General features: G+C 60.6%; 15 protein-coding genes. 6 read left to right on the top strand and 9 right to left on the bottom strand.

Annotated features, from left to right (window positions below; all coding sequences use genetic code 11):
• Window positions 1-96: 96 nt before the first annotated feature.
• Both ABDB84_RS01815 and ABDB84_RS01810 read right to left on the bottom strand, forming a co-directional pair.
• A complete protein-coding gene (locus ABDB84_RS01815) occupies window positions 97-573 on the bottom strand; it encodes a hypothetical protein (RefSeq protein WP_345917962.1) in 477 nt (158 codons plus the stop codon).
• Window positions 574-813: 240 nt separating this feature from the next.
• Window positions 814-1,698, bottom strand: coding sequence for a LysR family transcriptional regulator (locus ABDB84_RS01810; RefSeq protein ID WP_345917961.1), 885 nt, complete (start codon window positions 1,696-1,698; stop codon window positions 814-816).
• A 265-nt stretch (window positions 1,699-1,963) separates the two neighbouring features.
• Between ABDB84_RS01810 and ABDB84_RS01805 the strand changes: the two genes are divergently transcribed.
• From ABDB84_RS01805 to ABDB84_RS01790, 4 genes are all read left to right on the top strand, one after another.
• Entirely contained in the window at window positions 1,964-3,382 is a 1,419-nt protein-coding gene (locus ABDB84_RS01805; RefSeq protein ID WP_345917960.1) for a coniferyl aldehyde dehydrogenase, read from the top strand.
• Window positions 3,383-3,421: 39 nt separating this feature from the next.
• Window positions 3,422-4,099: a type 1 glutamine amidotransferase domain-containing protein gene (locus ABDB84_RS01800; RefSeq protein ID WP_345917959.1), complete on the top strand. Its 678-nt coding sequence runs from the start codon at window positions 3,422-3,424 to the stop codon at window positions 4,097-4,099.
• A 75-nt stretch (window positions 4,100-4,174) separates the two neighbouring features.
• A complete protein-coding gene (locus ABDB84_RS01795) occupies window positions 4,175-4,681 on the top strand; it encodes a ferritin-like domain-containing protein (RefSeq protein WP_345917958.1) in 507 nt (168 codons plus the stop codon).
• Window positions 4,682-4,754: 73 nt separating this feature from the next.
• A complete protein-coding gene (locus ABDB84_RS01790) occupies window positions 4,755-6,242 on the top strand; it encodes an MFS transporter (RefSeq protein WP_345917957.1) in 1,488 nt (495 codons plus the stop codon).
• A 67-nt stretch (window positions 6,243-6,309) separates the two neighbouring features.
• Here ABDB84_RS01790 and ABDB84_RS01785 read toward each other — a convergent pair whose 3' ends face one another.
• Window positions 6,310-7,581, bottom strand: coding sequence for an O-acetylhomoserine aminocarboxypropyltransferase/cysteine synthase family protein (locus ABDB84_RS01785; RefSeq protein ID WP_345917956.1), 1,272 nt, complete (start codon window positions 7,579-7,581; stop codon window positions 6,310-6,312).
• Between the two features lie 215 nt (window positions 7,582-7,796).
• Between ABDB84_RS01785 and ABDB84_RS01780 the strand changes: the two genes are divergently transcribed.
• Window positions 7,797-8,783 carry an LLM class flavin-dependent oxidoreductase gene (locus ABDB84_RS01780; RefSeq protein ID WP_345917955.1) on the top strand — a complete coding sequence of 329 codons (987 nt, stop codon included), beginning with the start codon at window positions 7,797-7,799 and terminating at the stop codon, window positions 8,781-8,783.
• Window positions 8,784-8,915: 132 nt separating this feature from the next.
• Here ABDB84_RS01780 and ypfH read toward each other — a convergent pair whose 3' ends face one another.
• The 6 genes from ypfH to ABDB84_RS01750 are packed head-to-tail and all read right to left on the bottom strand — an operon-like array spanning window position 8,916 to window position 13,471.
• Window positions 8,916-9,542, bottom strand: coding sequence for an esterase (gene ypfH / locus ABDB84_RS01775; RefSeq protein WP_345917954.1), 627 nt, complete (start codon window positions 9,540-9,542; stop codon window positions 8,916-8,918).
• Between the two features lie 27 nt (window positions 9,543-9,569).
• On the bottom strand, window positions 9,570-10,115 hold the full coding sequence (locus ABDB84_RS01770; RefSeq protein WP_345917953.1) for an NUDIX hydrolase: 546 nt from the start codon (window positions 10,113-10,115) through the stop codon (window positions 9,570-9,572).
• A 4-nt stretch (window positions 10,116-10,119) separates the two neighbouring features.
• On the bottom strand, window positions 10,120-10,845 hold the full coding sequence (locus tag ABDB84_RS01765; RefSeq protein ID WP_345917952.1) for a uracil-DNA glycosylase family protein: 726 nt from the start codon (window positions 10,843-10,845) through the stop codon (window positions 10,120-10,122).
• Between the two features lie 11 nt (window positions 10,846-10,856).
• Complete coding sequence (locus ABDB84_RS01760; RefSeq protein ID WP_345917951.1) at window positions 10,857-11,336, bottom strand: RidA family protein; 480 nt, start codon at window positions 11,334-11,336, stop codon at window positions 10,857-10,859.
• Window positions 11,333-12,613 carry an AmpG family muropeptide MFS transporter gene (locus tag ABDB84_RS01755; protein ID WP_345917950.1) on the bottom strand — a complete coding sequence of 427 codons (1,281 nt, stop codon included), beginning with the start codon at window positions 12,611-12,613 and terminating at the stop codon, window positions 11,333-11,335. Before ABDB84_RS01755 ends, ABDB84_RS01760 begins: the two co-directional genes overlap by 4 nt.
• Before the next feature lie 39 nt (window positions 12,614-12,652).
• Window positions 12,653-13,471, bottom strand: a complete 819-nt coding sequence (locus tag ABDB84_RS01750; protein ID WP_345917949.1) for a DUF3025 domain-containing protein — start codon at window positions 13,469-13,471, stop codon at window positions 12,653-12,655.
• Window positions 13,472-14,163: 692 nt separating this feature from the next.
• Here ABDB84_RS01750 and ABDB84_RS01745 point away from each other — a divergent pair.
• A complete protein-coding gene (locus tag ABDB84_RS01745; RefSeq protein ID WP_345917948.1) occupies window positions 14,164-19,035 on the top strand; it encodes an AAA family ATPase in 4,872 nt (1,623 codons plus the stop codon).
• Window positions 19,036-19,809 lie beyond the last annotated feature (774 nt).

The raw sequence follows: 19,809 nt of genomic DNA, 5'->3' as shown, positions 1-19,809 counted from the left end.
TTGCAAAAACGCGCAGCCTAATTGTCTGGCGTGACAGGGGCGTGAAGGCGGGCCTTATCTGGCCTCAGCTATCGAGTCGTGGTGAAAGGGCCGCGACTAGCGAGCTTGCAGGACAAAGCTGGAGGCATCGATTTGCTTGAGTTCATCGACCGCTCTGGTGATCTGCGTGGCATTGCACTCTACCCAGCCCATTTGCGGGCAGTACGAGACGGCCTTGTCGAGCAGTTGCTTGGCTTCATCATTGGCATTCCGCCGTGCTGCCAGGTTTGACAGGCGCGCGTAGCTCAACGCAGCGTCGCTGGCTAACAGATTGCTCTGATTGCTCTTGAGCAAAAAGCCCGCATGGTCCTGGCGTTTCTCCATCAGCGCCAGATGCGCGCGTAGCGTGGCCTCCTGCGTCGCCTCCGTACCCTTGCGCATCAGCAGCGACTCGAAGCTTGTGTAGTACTCAAGTTCCATACCATCGAAGGCGCGCTCACGTTCCAGCATTCTGTTGAAGATTAGCGCGACGCCGAGGGCCATGCCGATGGCGAGTACAGCGAAGAAGATGACGATGCGGATGGCGATTTTCATTGGGGTCTCGATGGCTCTGATGTTGTGTGTTCGAGGTGGATGTCATTTTTGTCGCACGTTTGGATTCCCCGCATGTGCTGACTGATTTGCGGAGAGCATACCTGCGGTGTGTCGGCATTCGCCTTTCAAGCGTACGGACGGAAGGGCAATAGGGGGTGTGTTTGCCTCAGTCTGCCGTCAGCGGAATCAAAGAGTCGCAATGGGCTCCGAGATCGCGAGCATTTTGACGAGCGATGCCCGTCACGCTTTCAAATGCCACAGCAGCGCCTGCCGGGCATGGGCGACGCGTGCTTGCCGGAGCGCGCTGGGCGTCCATACGAGGTAGTAGCTGAGCTGGCCTGGGCCGGACGGGGCGGCGATTTCCTGCAGTTCGCCGCGTTTGATGTGATCGGTGCACAGATACTCGGGCATCACGGTCCAGCCGAAGCCACGGCACAGCAAGCTGCGCAAGGCGCGCAGGTCCTGGCCGATCAGGGCGGGCACCAGCGGGCCCAGGTTCAGCTTGTTCTTGGCAGCCCAGGCGTCAATCAGGGGGATTTCGAGGTTGTAGGCGAGCAGGGGTTCTTTGCTCAGCGCTTGTTCGAGCGAGGCTGCTTTGCTGATGCGCTCGACCACGCCAGGCGCTGCGACGGCGAGGACACGCTCGCTGCGGATCAGTTCGCAGTGCAGGCGTTTGTCGCTGCTCGGAAAGGCGGTGATGCCGAGGTCGCAGAGCCCTTCGATGACCATCTGGCAGACGAAATCACTGCTTCCCGTCTGCAAGCGCACGCGGATGCCGACTTCCAGCAAGGGGAGTAGATGCGCGGATACGACCTCGGCCAGAAAGTCCGCATGGCCGATGATCTGCAGGGCGCCGGCCAGTTCGGCCGAGCGTGAGCGCGCCGATGACATGGCGGCTTCGACTTCGTCGAGCTTGTTACCGATGTCGGAGGCCAGCTCATCCGCTGCCGTGGTCGGGCTGACGCCGCGCACCTGGCGCTCGAACAGCGGCCGCCCGATGGCGACTTCCAGCCCCGCAATGTGCTGCGAGACGGCCGGTTGGGTCAGATTGAGGTTGCGCGCCGCGGCGCTGATCGAGCGCTGGCGGTAGACCTCGATGAAGGTGCGCAGGCGGATGAGTGACATGGCCTGACCATAACATTATTTATGGCAGCCCCCAAATAGCCTAGTTGGCGGGCAAGCCGCCCCTTCTCCTAAGATGCACTGGCCATGCAGCAATGCTGTTTCGAGCACATCAGCGTGGAAACACCTGGCGGAGAAGGCCGCCTTGCTGTCCCCAGCGCCGCGCGTGGCGCCCCGGACGACGCGGTATCGCCCACGACTGAGCGTGCATTGATTCACTCCCCCGACAGACAAGTCTGATCACACATTTTCAGCGGAGAAGAAAAACATGAGTACCCAGCAACAAGTTGAAGATCTGAAGTCCATTCTCAAGGCCATGCAGCAGCGTCACACTGCGGCCGGGCCGGCCGATGCCGCCCTGCGCCAGGATCGCCTGCTGCGCGCCGCGCGTTTGCTGCGCGAGCATCGCGATGAGCTGGTGCAGGCGATGAACGCGGATTTCGGCCAGCGCAGCGTGTATCAGTCCCTGGCGGCTGACATCGCGACGACGCTGAACATGCTCAGCTACTCGGCGGCACACGTGCAGGAGTGGATGCAGACGGAAACCCTGGCCGAACCGGCGCCCGGCGTGATCGCGCGGATCGAACGCCAGCCCCTGGGTGTGGTCGGCATCATCAGCCCGTGGAACTTCCCCATCAATCTCGCCTTCGGTCCGCTCGCCGGCGTTTTGGCTGCCGGCAATGCCGCCTTGCTCAAGCCCTCGGAGCTGACGCCGCGCACCTCCGAATTGCTGGCCGAGCTGATCGCACGTTACTTCGACCCGATGGAACTGGGCGTGGTGCTCGGCGATGCCGCTATCGGCGCCGCCTTCAGCGGTCTGCCGTTTGACCATCTGGTGTTTACCGGCAGCACCACGGTCGGTCGCCATGTGATGCGCGCTGCGGCTGAAAACCTGGTGCCGGTGACGCTGGAGCTGGGCGGCAAGTCGCCGGTCTTCGTCAGCCAGGATGCGGACATCGCGGTAGCGGTGGCACGCACGCTGACGGTCAAGACCTTCAATGCCGGGCAGATCTGTCTGGCGCCGGATTACATGATGATCCCCGCGGCGCGACAAATCGAACTGGTCTCGGCCGCGCATGACTTCATGAGCAAGGCCTTCCCCTCGATCCAGGGCAATCCGGACTACACCTCGATCATTACCCCGCGGCATTACGAGCGCTTGCTCGGCCTGCTGGACGATGCACAGCAGCGCGGAGCCCGCGTCATCAGCCTGGCGCCGCTGGGCGAGCCGGACTACGACCCGGTGTCGCGCAAGATCGCGCCGCATCTGGTGCTGAACGTGACGGACGAGATGAAGATCATGCAGGAAGAAATCTTCGGCCCGCTCTTGCCGGTAATGGTCTGCAGCACAGATGAAGAAGCGATTGCCTACATCAACGCACACCCGCGTCCGCTGGCGGCCTACTACTTCGGCAACACGCCGCAGGCGCAGCAGCAATTTTCCGCACGCACGACCTCGGGCGCGCTGGTGATCAACGACATCATGAGTCATGTGTCGATTGAGACGCTGCCGTTCGGCGGGGTGGGGGCGTCCGGTATCGGTGCCTACCACGGCATCCACGGCTTCATGCGTTTCACCCACAACAAGGCGGTGGTCGTGCAAAGCCCGGACGGCGCCTCCAATCTGCGTCTGCGCGCGCCTTACGCCGACAAACTGCCCAAGCTCGAAGCTGCACTGTCGGCTTGATTCGACTCGCGATATCTGATTACAACTCAAGGAAAAATCATGAAAGTTCTGATGGTACTGACCTCCCACGATCAACTGGGCAACACCGGCAAGAAGACCGGCTTCTGGCTGGAAGAGTTTGCTGCGCCGTATTACACCTTCCTCGATGCGGGCGCCGAGATCGTCCTCGCCTCGCCGGCCGGCGGCCAGCCGCCGCTCGACCCGAAGAGCGATCTACCGGAATTCCAGACCGAGCTGACGCATCGCTTCAAGGCCGATCCGGTCGCCCAGCAGCGCCTGGCCAGCACCCTCAAGCTCGACACCATCCAGGCCGCAGACTATGACACCGTCTTCTATCCTGGTGGTCACGGCCCGATGTGGGATCTGGCCGAGTCGGCCGTGTCGATTGCGCTGATCGAAAGCTTCGAGCGCGCCGGCAAGCCGGTTGGTCTGGTGTGCCACGCGCCGGCTGCACTGCGTCACGTCAAGGCTGCCAATGGCGAGCCGCTGATCAAGGGCCGCCGCGTCACCGGCTTCACCAATAGTGAAGAAGATGCCGTCGAACTCAGCGCCGTCGTGCCTTTCCTGATCGAAGATGAATTCAAGGCGCTGGGCGGCCTCTACGAAAAGGGTCCGGACTGGGCGCCCTACATCGTCACCGACCAGAAGCTGGTGACCGGGCAGAACCCCGCCAGTTCCGAAGCGGTGGCGCAAGCGCTGCTCGCACTGCTGGCTTGACCCGGCCTGCAGAGGCCGCGCCGTGTGCGCGCCTCTGCAGTATGTCTAGCTCACAACGCAAACGAGAACATTCACATGAACCGTACCGATACAAGCGACACTGTACCGACGCCCGTCCAGCAACTTCTCAACGAGTTGATCGGCGCCTTCTGGACGGCGAGCGTCCAGCATCAAACACATCTCGCGATGATCAATGCCCTTGGTCTGGCCAGCCTGGCCAGCCAGATGCAGGCGCACATCAGCGACGAACCGCTGACGCTGAAGACGCTCACCGACCGCCTGCTGGACATCGGCGGCGTGCCTTCCTTCAAGCTTGCGCAGCCGACTATCGGCCACACGCTGCGGGAGATTCTGGAGGCCGATCTGCAGGTTCAGGAGGCGGGCCTTCCCGTGCTCAATGCTGCGGTTGAAGTGCTGGCCGCGCAACGCGATGCCAGCACACGCAGGCTCATCGAGGACGTCCTGGTGGGCGAAGAAGCGCACCTCTCCTGGCTCAGGAACGAGCTGAGCTTGCTTGATCGCATGGGCGAAGCGCTGTATCTATCCCTGCGCGTCGGCAGCAGCGCGGCTGCCGCGGCCTGAGCGCATCGCGCCTCCGGCTCAGGCAATTTTTCCGCCACGCAAATTGATCAAACCCGAGATGAAAGCGCCCACGATGCCCAGCGCACACGTAGCCGACTCGATATCGCATCAGCCCTTGCCCGCGGCGCATTTGCCGCGCGGCCTGGGCTATGTGCTGGGCCTGGTCACCGCGGTGGACTTCTGGTCATCGCTCAGCGTGTTGCTGGCGGCTGAAGACATCCAGGCCGGGCTGCGCGCGACGCCTGCGCAATTCCTCTGGCTGCTGACCATCTATGCCGGCGCCGGGATCGCCACCCTGCCTTTGATCGAGCGCGCCAGCCGGCGTTGGCACTATCGCAATCTGATGGCCTGTGGCATTGCGCTCTACTTGCTGGGGGCCGTGCTGGCAGCGATGAGCAGCACCCTCTGGCTGATGATCCCCGCCCGTCTTGTGCAGGGTATCGGCGGTGGCGGGCTGTTCACGATGTCCCGCGTCTACCTGCAACTGGTCACGCCGCAGGCCGAGCGCCCGCCTCGGCTGCGCGCCTATATCATCGGTCTGCTGGGCGGGGTAGCACCGCTGCCCTGGCTGACTGCGGTGCTGGTGCAAGCCTATGGCTGGCGCGCCAGCTTCCTGCTGCAAGCGACTTTCGCGTGCCTTGTGTTGCTGCTCGTGCTGTGGCGGCTGCGTGCCGAGCGCCACACGCCGCGCTCCCTGGGTTCGCTCGACTGGCCGATGAGCTTGAGCTTCGCCCTCGGCATGATGCTCTTGCTGCATGGCTTGGAGGGGCTGGAAGTAAGCCGCTTCGATGCGCGACAACTGTTTGTCATCAGCCTGGCGCTGGCCTGTCTTGGCTTCGCCGCCTGGCGTTCGCACCGGCACCCTGATCCACTGTTGCGGCTGAGCGTGCTGGGCGGACGGCGCTATCTGGTAGGCCTCGGTTTCTACGGCCTGTACTACCTCGTCAATGGCGCGACCAGCTACCTTTATCCACGCCTGTTCGATCAGGCCCTGGGCCTCGGACTGGCGACGACTGGCGCCTTGCAGTCCTTCTCCGCTGCAGTAACCGTGCTGTGCCTGCCGCTGTCCTTCCGTTTCGCCTCCAAACTCGGTGATCGCAGGCGATTGATTGCGCTGGGCTTCAGCTGCGCGGGTGCGGGCCTGCTCTGGTTATGTTTTGCTGTCGGCCATCAGGCGTCCTGGCAAAGCCTGCTGGGCCCGATGGCGCTCAAGGCTTTGTTCCCGATTCTCGGCGTGATCCAGATCGCGGGGCTGACTTACACCGAAGTACCGCACGAAGATTTTTCGCATGCCTACGCGCTGAAGAACATCGTGCGTCTGATCTCCAGTTCATTCTCTGCAGGCTTGCTCAGTCAGTATTGGCTGATCAGCATCAGCCGTTGCAAGGAGAATCTGCTGGAGTGCCGGGGCAGCTTTGGCCAAGCGCCGCTCGATGCGAGTTCCGGCCATGCATTGCAGGCGCAGATGACGATCCGTGTCGGACAGGAGTCGCTTGTCATTCTGGCATTCATCTGCGTGCTGGCAGTCTTGCTTGTGCTGAGGCAGAAGCGGCTGCGCTAGTGCCGTCTGTCCCAGCAGTCATGCTGTGCGGGCTGGGGCGCCTTGCGCGACCCGCCCGCGTCCTTCATCACACCGCGGCGAGTGCCTGTTCCAGATCCGCCAGCAGGTCGTCGATATGCTCGATACCAATCGACAGACGCACCGTGTCCTCGGTGACGCCGGCCTTGACCAGCTCGTCCGGGCCCAGCTGGCGGTGCGTGGTCGATGCCGGATGGGTGGCGAGGGACTTGCTGTCGCCGATGTTCACCAGGCGCGTGAACAGCTTGAGCGCGTCCTGGAAGCGCGCGCCGCCTTCACGGCCACCTTGCACGCCGAAGGTGAGGATGCCGGAGGGCTTGCCGCCGAGGTACTTCTGCGCCAGCGCGTGATCGCGGTGATCCTCAAGGCCTGCGTAATTGACCCAGTTGACCTTGGCGTGCTTTTGCAGGAAGCGCGCGACCTTGATGGTGTTTTCGGTGATGCGGTCCACACGCAGGCCGACCGTTTCAATGCCTTGCAGGATCTGGAAGGCATTGAAGGGGCTGATCGCCGCGCCGGTGTTGCGCAGCGGCACCACACGTGCGCGGCCGATGTAGGCTGCCGGTCCGAGGGCTTCGGTGTAGACCACGCCGTGGTACGACACATCCGGCTCGTTGAGGCGGCGGAAGCGCGCCTTGTGCTCGGCCCAGGGGAACTTGCCGGAGTCGACGATGGCGCCGCCCAGGCTGGTGCCGTGGCCGCCGAGGTACTTGGTCAGCGAGTGCACCACGATGTCGGCGCCGAACTCGATGGGGCGCAGCAGATAGGGTGTCGCGACGGTGTTGTCGACGATCAGCGGAATACCATGGCGATGTGCGATTTCGGCCAGCACTTCGATGTCGGTGATGTTGCCGAGCGGATTGCCGATGGTCTCGGCAAAGATGGCCTTGGTCTTGTCGTCGATCAGTGCGTCGAAGGACGAAGGATCGCGGTAATCGGCAAAGCGCACATTGATGCCGTACTGCGGCAGGGTGTGGGCAAACAGGTTGTAGGTGCCGCCGTAGAGTGTGGCCGAGGAGACGATGTTGTCACCGGCTTCGGCAATGGTCAGGATCGAATAGGTGATCGCGGCCTGGCCCGAGGCCAGCGCCAGCGCAGCGAGCCCGCCTTCGAGCGCGGCTACGCGCTGTTCGAGCACGTTCTGCGTCGGGTTCATGATGCGGGTGTAGATATTGCCTGGCACCTTCAGGTCGAACAGGTCGGCGCCGTGCTGGGTATCGTCGAACGAGTAGGCGACGGTCTGATAGATCGGCACGGCCACGGCATGTGTGGTCGGATCAGGCGTATAGCCCGCATGGACGGCGAGGGTTTCGAATTTCATAGTGCCTCCTGATTCAGGTTATTCGGATTGTGATCAGGCGGCGAGTATAAGCGAGCCTTGCGGCCGCGCTTCGAAGCAAAGGCGATATGCTTAGCGACAAAATCTTGCTGGCTTGTATGCAAGGTTTGCGATGGGTCAAGACATGTTTGCGGAACATTTTCTGCAGAGCTGCTACAAAGACTTGATGTTCCTGCCGATGGCCCCACCTGCCCAAGATGACTGCCTTCTCCGTACTTGATCTATCCCCCGTCACTGAAGGCAGCGATGCCGCCCAGTCCCTGCGCAATACCCTGGACCTCGCACAACACGCCGAGCGCTGGGGCTACACGCGTTACTGGCTGGCCGAGCATCACAGCATGCCCGGCATTGCCAGTGCGGCCACCGCGGTGGTCATCGGCCATGTCGCAGCGGGTACTTCAAGGATTCGTGTCGGCGCGGGCGGCGTGATGCTGCCCAATCATTCGCCGCTGGTGATTGCCGAGCAGTTCGGCACTTTGGCCTCGCTGTTTCCGGGGCGTATCGATCTGGGCCTGGGCCGCGCGCCGGGCTCGGACCAGGCGACCGCGCGCGCCATGCGCCGCAGCCTCAGCAGTGGCGATGCCTTCCCGCAGGATGTGGTCGAGCTGCTGCAATACTTCGAGCCCGCCCTGCCCAGTCAGACCGTACGTGCCGTGCCCGGTGAGGGGCTCGATGTGCCGGTGTGGATTCTCGGCTCCAGCCTGTTCGGTGCGCAGCTGGCGGCGGCGCTCGGTTTGCCCTACGCCTTTGCATCGCACTTTGCGCCGGCGCAGATGATGGAAGCCATCGCGCTCTACCGCGCACAGTTCCGCCCCTCGAAGCGCCTGGATAAGCCGTATGTCATGCTCGCCTACAGCGTTTTTGCGGCGGACGATGTCGACGAAGCAGAGCTCTTGGCCACCTCGATGCAGCAAGCTTTCGTCAATCTGCGCAGTGGCCATCCGACGCGCTTGCCGCCGCCGGTGAAGGACTACATGAAGCAGCTGCCGCCACCGTATCGCGCCATGCTGGAGTCATCGCGCCAATGCTCGGTCAGCGGTACCGGCGACATGGTGCGCAGCGCGCTGGCGGACTTCATCGCGCAGACCGGCGCAGATGAAGTGATGCTCACCTGTGCGATGTTCGACCACGATGCGCGTCTGCGCTCCTTCGAGATCGCTGCCGAGGCAAGCCGGGGTTTGTAAGCATGGGCCTGCTTCAGCCGTTCGCCCCGAGTGGTCGCGCAGCGACTGTATCGAGGGGCTGGCCGGAATGTGCGCAGGCCTCGATACACCGCTGCGCGGCATTCGGCCCGAACGCTGTGTGCTTCACAAAGATCAATCTGCGCTCGCGAGGCGCGCCAGCAGCGCATCGAGCACACGCTGATCGATGCTGTGGCCGAGCCCGGGAATCAGGTCCAGCGTCACCTTGGCACCCAGCGCCTGCAGTTGCGCCTGCGCGGCCTGGGCGAAGCTGTAAGGCATGACACCGTCTTGCTCGCCATGAATGAGGTGCCAGCGCATACCCTCTGATGCACGACGTGCAGGCTCGGCAAAGCGTCCCGACAAGGCCACGATGCGCGCAGCCGGCGGCGTGCTCAGCTGGCTCGCTTCCAGCGACATGATCGCGCCTTGCGAGAAGCCGAGCAGGGTCGTCTGCGCCGGCGCAACCCCGCTCAGCTGCTGCCAGTGCTGCACCGTGGCGACAAACAGCGGCATGCCTTCGGCGATGCGCGGCGGGCGGTTTTCTTCGCTGATGCCAGCGACCGAAAACCACTGAAAGCCGCGCCCCAGATCCGAGACATGCGGCGCACGCACGCAGGCGACGAAGGCGTGCGGATACGCCGCCGCCAGCGCCTGCCCCAGCGGCACCAGCCCCTCGGGCGTGGCGCCCACGCCGTGGAACAGCAGGAACAGTTGCTGCGCTTGTCCGGCAGGCTGCTGGATGATCAGTGCTTCGTTCATGCAGCACTCCTGTTGACGTGTTGTGCTTTACGCATAAGAGACACCGCTGACTTTCGCGAGATGGGCGAGGAAGTCCGCGATGCGCTGGCGGTGGTTGAAGGCGAAGCTCAGCGTGTCCAGCTCGGCCAAGGGCAACCAGCGGATGTCGGCCGTTTCGTTCGGCTCGTTGTGCGCATTGCTCACGGCGGGCAGCGCCTCCAGCTTGGCGTACAGGCCGTGATGAATCGTCACGTTCTGGCGCTTGCCATGCGGTGTTGAATTGATGTCCCAGGGATAGCTGAAGAATTCGCAGTGGGCGATCTTGAGCAGCTCCAGCGTATTCACACCGCATTCTTCCCAGACTTCGCGCATCGCTGCCTCAGCGGTGGTTTCGTCGTAGTCGAGGTAGCCGCAGGGCAGATTCCAGTAGCCGGCAAAGTCGGGCACGCCGGTGCCGCGCTGATTGACGAGGATATAAGGCTGCCCCTTGCATTCGAGCAGGATGCACACCGCCGTCGTGACGCTGCGCGACACCCAGATCTCGCGACCGTCGCTGGTCGTCACACATTCGTTCGCGCGGTTATTGAACTTCATCGCTCTAGCCTTCCTGCCAGACGCCTTGTGCGAGCATTTGCTTGGTCGCCGCTTCTGACCAGCCGCGATTGGCCGCCGGACTCGCGGGGCTGGGGTGCAGCACGCGGCCGAACTTCACAGGCAGTCCTGCGCAAGCCAGTTTGGCGCGTTCCTCGGCCCAGGCACCGACACCGATCACCCACTCGGCTTTCAAAATCTCGACCATGCTACGCAAATGCGCATCGCATACGGCGAGCAGTGGGGCCTGTTCGGCGACAGGCAGCTTGTCGGGCGTGGCGTTGCGGCCTTCTTCGAAGAAAGCGAGCGGGCAATAGTTGGCGACAAAGTGTTGCGCGAAGAATTGCTCGGCGGTGCCGAAGCGCTGCGAGAACAGGCCCCACAGACGTCGGCCGCTCACCTCGCTGCGTTCGCACTCGAAGCCTTCGATGGGGCGCTTGGGATTCTGCGCGGCGGGCTTTTTCACCTCTGCCACGATGCCCATCCAGTCACGCACGGCAGCCACTTCACCGAAAGGCACGCCAACTTGCACCATGCCGAAGGGGCCGGGATTCATGCCGACGAAAATCACGCGCTTCGGGCTGTTGCCAAAGCGACGCAGGTATTCCTCGTGCGGCGCCCAGGCGTAGGCGAGCGGGTTGTAGGTATGCGTGATCGGCGCAGCAAACTGCATGGCCTCGACTTCGGCCGAGAGTTTGCGTGCGATGGTGATGAGCTGGTCTGCAAGAGTCATGGTGTTCTGGTTCAGAGTGAGACGGCGATCATGTCGAGCTCGACCGCCGCGTTCTTGGGGAGCTGGCTTACGCCGACCGAGGTGCGCGTGTGCACACCCGCTTCGGCAAAAATCGCGTGCAGTATTTCGGAGGCGCCATCGGCCACTTCGCTTTGCTGCGTGAAGTCGGCCGCGCTATGCACGAAGACCGTGATGCGCAAAATCTTCGCGACCTGGTCAAGGCTGCCGAGCTGGCGACGCAGCAGCGCCAGCGCGCGCATCACGCAGATCTTCGCAGCCAGCTGGCCCTGCGCCAGATCGATGTTGGCGCCGACGCTGCCGGTCACGACGATGGTGTTGCCCACGCGCGGAATCTGGCCGCTGATGTAGAGCTCCTTGCCATGCGCGAGCAGCGGCACGTACTTGCCACCGACCAGCAGCTCGCCATCGAAGCTGTAACCCAGCGCAGCTGCAGTTTTTTCAAAGAGGGCGTCGCGCGAAGTATTGCTCATGAGCTGAATTCCGACTTGGGGTCATCCCCCCAGGGGGCGACGCGTAAAAGGAGCAGCATGCCCGGAAAGGCGAGGGCGAAGCAGAGCAGGAAAAAGTCGAACCAGCCCAGCCAGTCCACCAGCCAGCCCACGCTGGCGCCGAGCAGGGTGCGCGGCACCGCCATCAGGCTGGTGCACAGCGCCAGCTGCGTGGCGGCGTATGCCGGATGCGTGCTGCGCGCGATGAAGGCGACCGAGGCGGCGGTGCCGAGGCCCACGCCCAGCGCTTCAAAGCCGATCACGAAGGCCAGCACGGCGAGCCGCGTGCTGTCGGTCTCGCCCGGGCCGAGCCAGGCCAGCCAGGCAAAGCCGAGGATGGACAGCATCTGGATCGCGCCAAACAGCCACAGCGCGCGATTGATGCCGGTACGCATCATCCACAGCCCGCCAAGCAAGCCGCCGATGACGTTGGGCCACAGGCCGGCGTTCTTCGCCACCAGACCGATCTCGGTCTTGGAGAAACCCATTTCCAGATAGAAGGGCGAGGCCAGCGCCGTGCACAGGTAATCGCCGATCTTGTAGCAGAGGATGAAGGCCAGCACCCACACTGCCTCGCGCCAGCCATTGCGGGTGATGAATTCGCGGAAGGGCTCGACCACCGCCTCGCGCAGCGTGCGCGGTGCGCGGATCGCCGTGCCCGGCTCGCGCACCACCAGGGTCATGATCAGCCCCGGCAGCATGAACAGCGCGGTCACCACAAACACCTGCGACCAGGCCAGATGATCGGCCAGAATCAGTGCCAGCGAGCCCGGCACCAGGCCGGCGAGCTTGTAGGCATTGACGTGAATTGCGCTGCCCAGGCCCAGCTCGGCATCGCTGAGCAATTCACGGCGGAAGGCATCGAGCACGATATCCAGGCTCGCCGACAAAAAGGCCATCAGCACCGTCAGCGCCACCACCAGGCCCAGATCATTCTTCGGCGACAGCGTGCCCAGCCAGGCGATCACCGCCAGCAGGCAGACATGGCACAGCGCCATCCAGCCACGCCGCCGCCCCAGCCAGGGCAGGGCAAAGCGGTCGATGAAGGGCGACCAGAGGAATTTCCAGGTGTAAGGGAACTGGATCAGCGCAAACGCGCCAATCGCCTTCAGGCTCAGCCCCTCGGTCTTCAGCCAGGCCGGCAAGAGCTGCAGGATCAGGTACAGCGGCAGCCCTGAAGAGAAGCCGGTGAAGATGCAGATCGCCAGGCGTGGTGAGCGCAGGGCGGCGAGCAAGGATGCATTGGAGGGCGTGGTCATGCCGCGATTATCGCAGCGAACGGCCACGCTGACCGCAGCTCAGGCAGGATTTCGACGTGCGCGCGGCGGGCGGAACACCGTCGCATCGGCGTAAAAGGCCGCGTCCTGCCCCGGCCACCAGCCCGGCCAGCCCAGCACCGGCAGCGGCGTAAAGCAGGCTGGCGTCAGCTGCGCAGGCGTGCGCCGCGCCAACTCGGCGGCCAGCTGCTGGTCCAGCCAGGCGCGCCGCGCCGCATGCGCGAGGGCAAAGAATTCCTCCGGCGCCATCAGCACCCAGGCATGCGCGGTAATGCCCTTGTAGGGCGCGCAAAGTTTCTCCATCAAGGCATGACCGAACAGCCACACCTCGGCATGCTCAGCCAGCGCTGCACGCCCCTCGACGAAGAACTGCGGCCAGGCATGCGCCCGCAGCGCCTCCACCAGCGCCCGCCCCGCCGGCACATCGCGCAGCACCAGCAGCGCCGCGTTCTCATCGAACAAGGTAATCGCATCGCGCGTCCGCCCGCGCACCGCCCCCACACCCGCCTGCGCAATCTGCGCCGCCTGCAAGGCATTGAGCTGGCACTTCGTGCGCGGAAAACTCAACCACACCAGCGCATTGAAGAGATCATGCAGATTGTCACGCGTCGGCACCCGCCCCGTGTCACTGATGAAAGATTCATACGCCACGCCTTCGGGCAATTCGTCTTGTGAGGCAAAGGCGAGCGCCAAACCACGATGATTCACAAGCCCTAGCGCCGCACACCGCGCCTGCAAGGCCGCGCGCCAGTCGTCCTGCGCCAGAACTGCCCCGGCGGCTTCGGAGATGGCGGCGAGCCAGGGTTTGCGCAGATCGAGCGATGCGGTGAAGGGATGCATGGCGGGAGGGCTGTGAGGCAATCTTGGGGCCGCAGCGAGCGTCGCTTTGGCGATTCGGAGTGGGGCGAGACAGGCGCTGATCCTGACAGCCCTTTTGCGGAAGCGCAATCCGCGAGTCTTAGAACCGCGCTTTACTTCAACGGCGGGTTTTACGGTTGGGGAGTGTTGGCCGACCCGCGACATTTTGTCCCACGCGGCCATTGCGGTTGCCTTTCGCGTTGAGCCGTTATGCAGCTTAGGAATTAATTTTGTGTTGTTTCGCCTTGGTTGATGTTGATGCCAGGGGGCTAGAATGGCTGGTGCCGGCCATGAGCAGACCGTCGTTGGTACGAACCGGAAGCGGGCATTCGTAGGGCGCCGCAGGGAACAATGAGCGAAGCGAATTGCGCCGGATTGTTCAGAGTACGCCGTACGCGGTGTCGCGCAATCCGCATCGGACTGTAATGTCGATCAGCGTGTTGGTTGGTGATCGCTCGAGGTGATAGGGCGAAGCGGCGATTCATACATGCTGCCGGTTAGTCTTGCGCTCGAAGTGTGCGACGTATCGGAAATTACGCGATCGAGTAGCCCATTTCGTGGCGGACTTAGCGGGCCGGTGGCGATTCAAGGGGGTTTCATGAGACCTACGAGCGGGGTCGAGACACTATACTTGGCGCCATGCGGTTGAAATTCCTATCCTTAGGACCCAATAGATGAGCACGAAAACAAGAAGCACGCCTCCAACTGGTTCCGACGTTTTAGCTAAAGCGGCGGCCAAGGCAGAAATCTCGGCAGACGACCTTCGCGCGATTCGAATTTGGCTTGCGGACCAGCTCGTCGCCCAAGAGTATGCAAAGCTTGGACAGGGCGGTCATACAAACACTCAGGTTCCGCTGCGTCAAGTCTTCGTGGACCTGCCTATTGCATCCAACGCAAGTGCCTCGATGCAAAGAGAGGATAGAACTCTCTTCCTGTCTAGCATGCTCGCCGCGGGCCCACTGGATCTCCGAAACACCTTCAAGGCGCGGTCCGATTTGGGCGCCGCGTCGCACGCAAAGAAGGAAAAGGAAGAGGATGAGGAGAAAAACGCTGAGCTATTTGATAGCGCCATTGAACACGAACATCTACGGTCTCGCTGGGGGGCGACACTACTTATAGGAGGACCAGGCCAAGGGAAATCAACTCTTGGGCAGCTTGCTTGCCAGCTCCATAGAGCTGCGCTAATTCATCCGGCTGCAAACGAGCTTACGACGGTACAGCGGGAACTAGTCAACTCGTTCATTCCCTCTGTCAAGGAATCAAAGAGCAAGAAAGACGCGAACAAGCTCGGGCTGCCAAACGGCCCACTACTCCCCTTGCAAGTCACTTTGCCCGACTTCGCTGCATGGGCGGCCAGTTCGACGCTAACCAAGATGCCTGGCCACACCCCAAGCCTTCTGCAATTTCTGGCAGATCTACCAAGTGCAAGAGAAGTAGGACTTGACGCAGCGAAGCTGTTTAGCCTTGTCTGCGTGCTGCCTTCACTACTCGTCCTTGACGGGTTTGATGAAGTCGGAGCTACACAGGATCGCATGCGAATTGTTGTGGCTGCGCGCGAGCTCCTGACTGCACTCTCCGAAAGGTCCGCCTCTTCACAAATCCTAGCCACAACTAGACCTCAGGGTTATGCCGACGAGCTATCGCAGGTGGGCGTGAAGTTTCAGAAGGTTTTCTTGGCACCATTGACGCGTGATGAAGCCCTTGAATATGCAAAGAAGCTCATACAAGCAAAGATCTCCGGTGCAGACCAACAGGCCAAAGCACTTCGCCAGATTCATGAGGCAGCGGCTGAGCCAGCAACAGAGAGACTTCTCACCACACCCCTGCAGGTCACCATTCTCACTGCCCTAGTGCAGCAACTTGGAAGGGCCCCAAGGGAACGGTGGAATCTCTTCTCTAGGTACTTCGCCTACACGTTCGACCGCGAGATTGAACGAGGCACTTACGCATCCGCACTTCTGGCTGAACATCGTTCACACATTGAACGCATTCATGCACGAGTTGCGCTACTTCTTCAAGTTGAGGCCGAGCGAGATGGCGGCGCCGCTGCACGAATGACAAAGGCGAGACTTGAAGAGGTGATATCTGAGGTACTAGCCGAAGACGAGGTAGCAAAAGAACAGCGCAACGAGCTAGTCCACGAGATAGCATCTGCCGCCGAGAATAGACTGGTCTTTCTTGTTGAACCGGAGCCGGGGAAGTTTGGGTTTGAGATTCGTTCACTTCAAGAGTTCATGGCTGCCTGGGCACTTACGGCTGGCCGAGACTCCGAGATTGAAGCAAGGCTTTACCAGGTATCCAAAGCGCCGATGTTTAGAAATGTCGCGCTGTTTATCTCAAGTCGGCTGTTTAGTGAAGGCTCGCCACTGCGCGATACGTTGGCAGATCGGATATGCGGCAGTCTTGATGAGGACAAGTCAGATGAACTGTCACGGGCTTCACGCGCAGGGTCCCTCCTAGCACTAGAAACCCTTGAAGAGGGAGCTGCCCTCTCGCAGCCCAAGCGTGCGCGGGCCCTCATGGCAAAGGCTGTGGGACTCTTAGCGCTTCCACCGGGACAGGAACACATCAGATTGGTGCGCGCCGCCAACGAAGATACGTATCCCGTCCTCCGCCTGGCAATCGACCGAGGACTCGGCTCGTCGACTCCTGATGCTTCATTCTGTCGAGCATCAGCATGGGCCTGCATAGTTGATGCGACGAACCGAAACGAAACGTGGGCAATTGAACTGGGAGGTCGATACTGGTCCCCTGATTCTGCTTCTCAGACATTGTTTGAGGCCTTGGCACGTTCGCATGTACCGCTGGGCGAATGGATCAGCAGAAGCTTGGAGTCCATTGCGCATGAGGTACGACCGGACATCTTTCTCGATGCGCAACCACAACGTGTCGACCGTAACACCCCTAGCACCTGGACTTCATGGCTGACGTCAGCCTACGGCTCCCATGCGAGTTGGCGCCATCGAAACCGCATTGGCTTCATTCCTATCGCCAACAGTCGCGCTTTGATAAGTGATAGTACCCCTCCGGACTACGGCATTCCCGTATCTGATTCGTGGCGGGCATGGATTGCCGCAGCAAAATTTGACTGCACGCCAACCGCCGCAAATCTGATAACAGCAGTCGAAGAACTGGCGAAGTGTCCGATGGACTATTGGACGCGATTGAAATGGCAAGCCTCCTGGCCACTTGCTGCGTGCATAAGTTGTGCCGACGAGCCCGCAGATTTTCTGAAGCAAGCGGACATGATCCGAAGTGGTCTACTGGGAGATGAAAAGGACTGGGCTAAGGCTGAACGCCAATGGAAAGACCGCCTGGACATCGTTTCAGTTCTCGGTGTCGTTGAGGAAGCAGTGCCCTGGACTTTGGAATCTATTGCAGTTGGTCCGCCACTCTTTGCCGTAGCCGGTTGGTTCCTCATTGGTCACTTTGGTCCGCGATCTAAAAAGGCTCAGCCGGTTGAAGTGCTTCATCGCGCCAATGAACTCTACTTAAAGAGTCAGTCATCCGCTTTGAGGCAGCGACTTGCCGAAATTTGCTTGGTCATCTGGCGCGGTCTTCCGATCAAAGCCAATCGCGTCGGTCTGAATCCTAAATCCTGGGTCGAGTCTGCTCCTGGCGCCGCCTCGCTACTGGTACCGCGTCCGAAGGCGATGACGGCCCAAGAATGGAAGTCTTTGCTTGATTTGTGCGACGCGAAATCGAGTCATCTGTGGCTTCTCGACGCTGAGGGCATCTTCAGTTCGCTACTTTTGATTCCAAATCATCCAGTACTACTGAAGCTTGCTGCGCACACTGTCGGAATTTATGCCGACCACTATCGCTTCCAGGAGGGAGCGCTGCTAGAAAAAGCCCGCGAGGCCGTATCTGAAGTGGATGTTACCGTCGCGATGACTCCAGCTGCCCGTGGCGACATTGCGATATTGCGGTGCTTTGCGGGATCGCATCCTTCGTCGCAAGATTCTGAATTGCTCGCAGATGTATTGGCTGCTTCCGAGAGCGATCCGAATATATGGTCAAATCTACTCGGCGCTCTGAAAATTAGCAGCCTACCTCGTAGTCGAATTAATTCTCTCCTGAGCGAAATCTACGCGACTCTAGGTGCGAGTCATACTGAGGCGCATTACGCAATCAAGGAAATCCGTGATGCCCTTCAGAAGCGTACTTCCGACCTTGATTCTCGGACAACCTGGGACAAACTTGCGCTGCCATTGCCATATCCAAGCCTGCCTTTGCAAGCCAAATTGGAAGGCGGCATTCCGACAAATCCCGTACGTATAAGCAGACTTGAAGTTCAAGACATCGGTGGGATTGAAAAACTCGCTCTCGACTTAACCCCGCCAAGCGAAGGTACGGGCCAATGGATAGTAATCATCGGCCCAAATGGGTCCGGCAAGACTACATTGCTGCGGAGCCTCGCGTTAGCGCTGCGAAGTGTCAAGCACCCTTCAATCTGGCCTAAGGGAGCGTTTAGCGGATCGTGGCAGCGAATTCCGGCGAAGGGCCAAGAGTCCGTTTTAAGTTCCCAGATCGTAGTAAGCCTCGGAGATGGGGTGGAACACCGGACGTTGATTCGACCGAACACATCTATCAGTATTACACAGTTGCCAGAGCAAGATCGGCCGCGCCTTTTCCCGATATTTGCGTACGGATGTCGCCGTGGATCAGCGCTTGGCGGGACGGCGCGGCAGGTCAACTTGAATGATGATGATGGGCCTGAAATTGCGACGCTCTTTGACGAAGGTGCTGATCTCATCCAAGCCGAGACATGGCTAATCGCACTGGAGGGTGATACGACTAAGAATACGAAGAGTAAGACGATATTTGAAAATGTCATCAGCGCGATGAAGAAGCTGATGAATTTGGAATCAATAGAGGTATATAACCAGCGAGTAATCGTATCTGAGAGTGGTGGTGCCAAAATTCCATTTGGTTGCCTGAGTGATGGCTACTTGACTAACGCCGGATGGTTTCTGGATTTGGTGGCCCGATGGATCACGCTAGCTGAACGGAATGAATTGGAGATAGGCGAGAACTTCTTAGCTGAAATGCGCGGATTGGTTCTCATCGATGAGATTGATCTTCACCTTCACCCTCGTTGGCAGATCGAGATAATTTCTCGCACTAAAGCCCTTCTGCCGAAGATGTCTTTTGTAGTGACGACGCACAACCCACTGACGTTGGTCGGCGCAAAGGCTGAGGAGGTATGGATTTTGGACCGAAGTTCCGGGACGGTCAGTGCGACTGCGGGAATAGATACTCCAATGCTGCTAACCGGCGGTCAAATCTATCAGAAGTATTTTGGCATATCCGAAATTTTTCCAAATCAGTTCGGAAGGCTACTGCAGCGTTTCGGCTATCTTTCGGGATATGCAATGCGAAGTGACGCGGAAGAAGCTGAACTTGAGGATGTCAGGCGAACACTGGCAGCTGCCGGGATCGACCCAGGATGGGACGTGGTCCCGAGATATCAGGATGAGTTGCCACCGAATAGACCTGCAGCGCGCAGGAAGGGCAAGAGGGAGGGCTCCGGTGGTGGCACATGATTAGAGTCCAACGGGGTCCTGAGCCAGCGAAACTAGCGGTCGTGCGCGTCGCTCAGTTGACTGCGCTTCGCGCGCTTGGACGCGACCCTACATCAAAGGAAGTCGATGGCTATCGTATTGTTGCCAAGGAACTTTGGAGGGCGCAACACTACAAGTGCTGCTATTGCGAGGCTCGTATTCCAGAAGGGTATAACGATGTCGAACACTACAGACCGAAGGCTGCAGCTGATCGGCGACCTGGATGCGCTAGTAATCATGGATATTGGTGGTTGGCGTTCAACTGGGATAACCTTTTGTTCGCATGCCCAAGCTGCAATCGCACGCATAAGAATACGAAGTTTCCGCTTGATGCTGGCTGCCAATCGCTCATGCCTGAGCGCTTGCCGCCGGGAAAGGAGCGTCCTCTATTAATTGATCCGAGTTCGGCACTCAATCCCGTGGAGCATATAGAGTTCGTGTACAAAAGCATTGACCGCGCCGGCGCAGTCCGCAATTGGTGGGCGCGACCTCGAAATGGAAGTCTTCTTGGGAACGAAACAATCGAGGTTTGTGGGCTCAACAGAGGCGAACTCAGGGAGATCCGAGAGAGCCATTATGAGACGGTTGTTCTTCCTCAGTCGCGCGCTCTTGATGCGGCGATTGCTGCAGCGGATTTGCCTCGGCTGCAATGGGAGTTTGATCGCGCAATTCAACTGCTGGAGCCTAAAAACCCTCATGTTGGCCTAACGTACGATGCGCTCCGATATCTAATTCCCGGAGGGACGTTGCTTGCGG

This window comes from Uliginosibacterium sediminicola (genome assembly GCF_039631295.1).
Classification (GTDB): Bacteria; Pseudomonadota; Gammaproteobacteria; order Burkholderiales; family Rhodocyclaceae; genus Viridibacterium; species Viridibacterium sediminicola.
The sequence above is the reverse complement of the archived record's forward strand: the minus strand, read 5'-3'. Positions and strand labels throughout refer to the sequence as shown.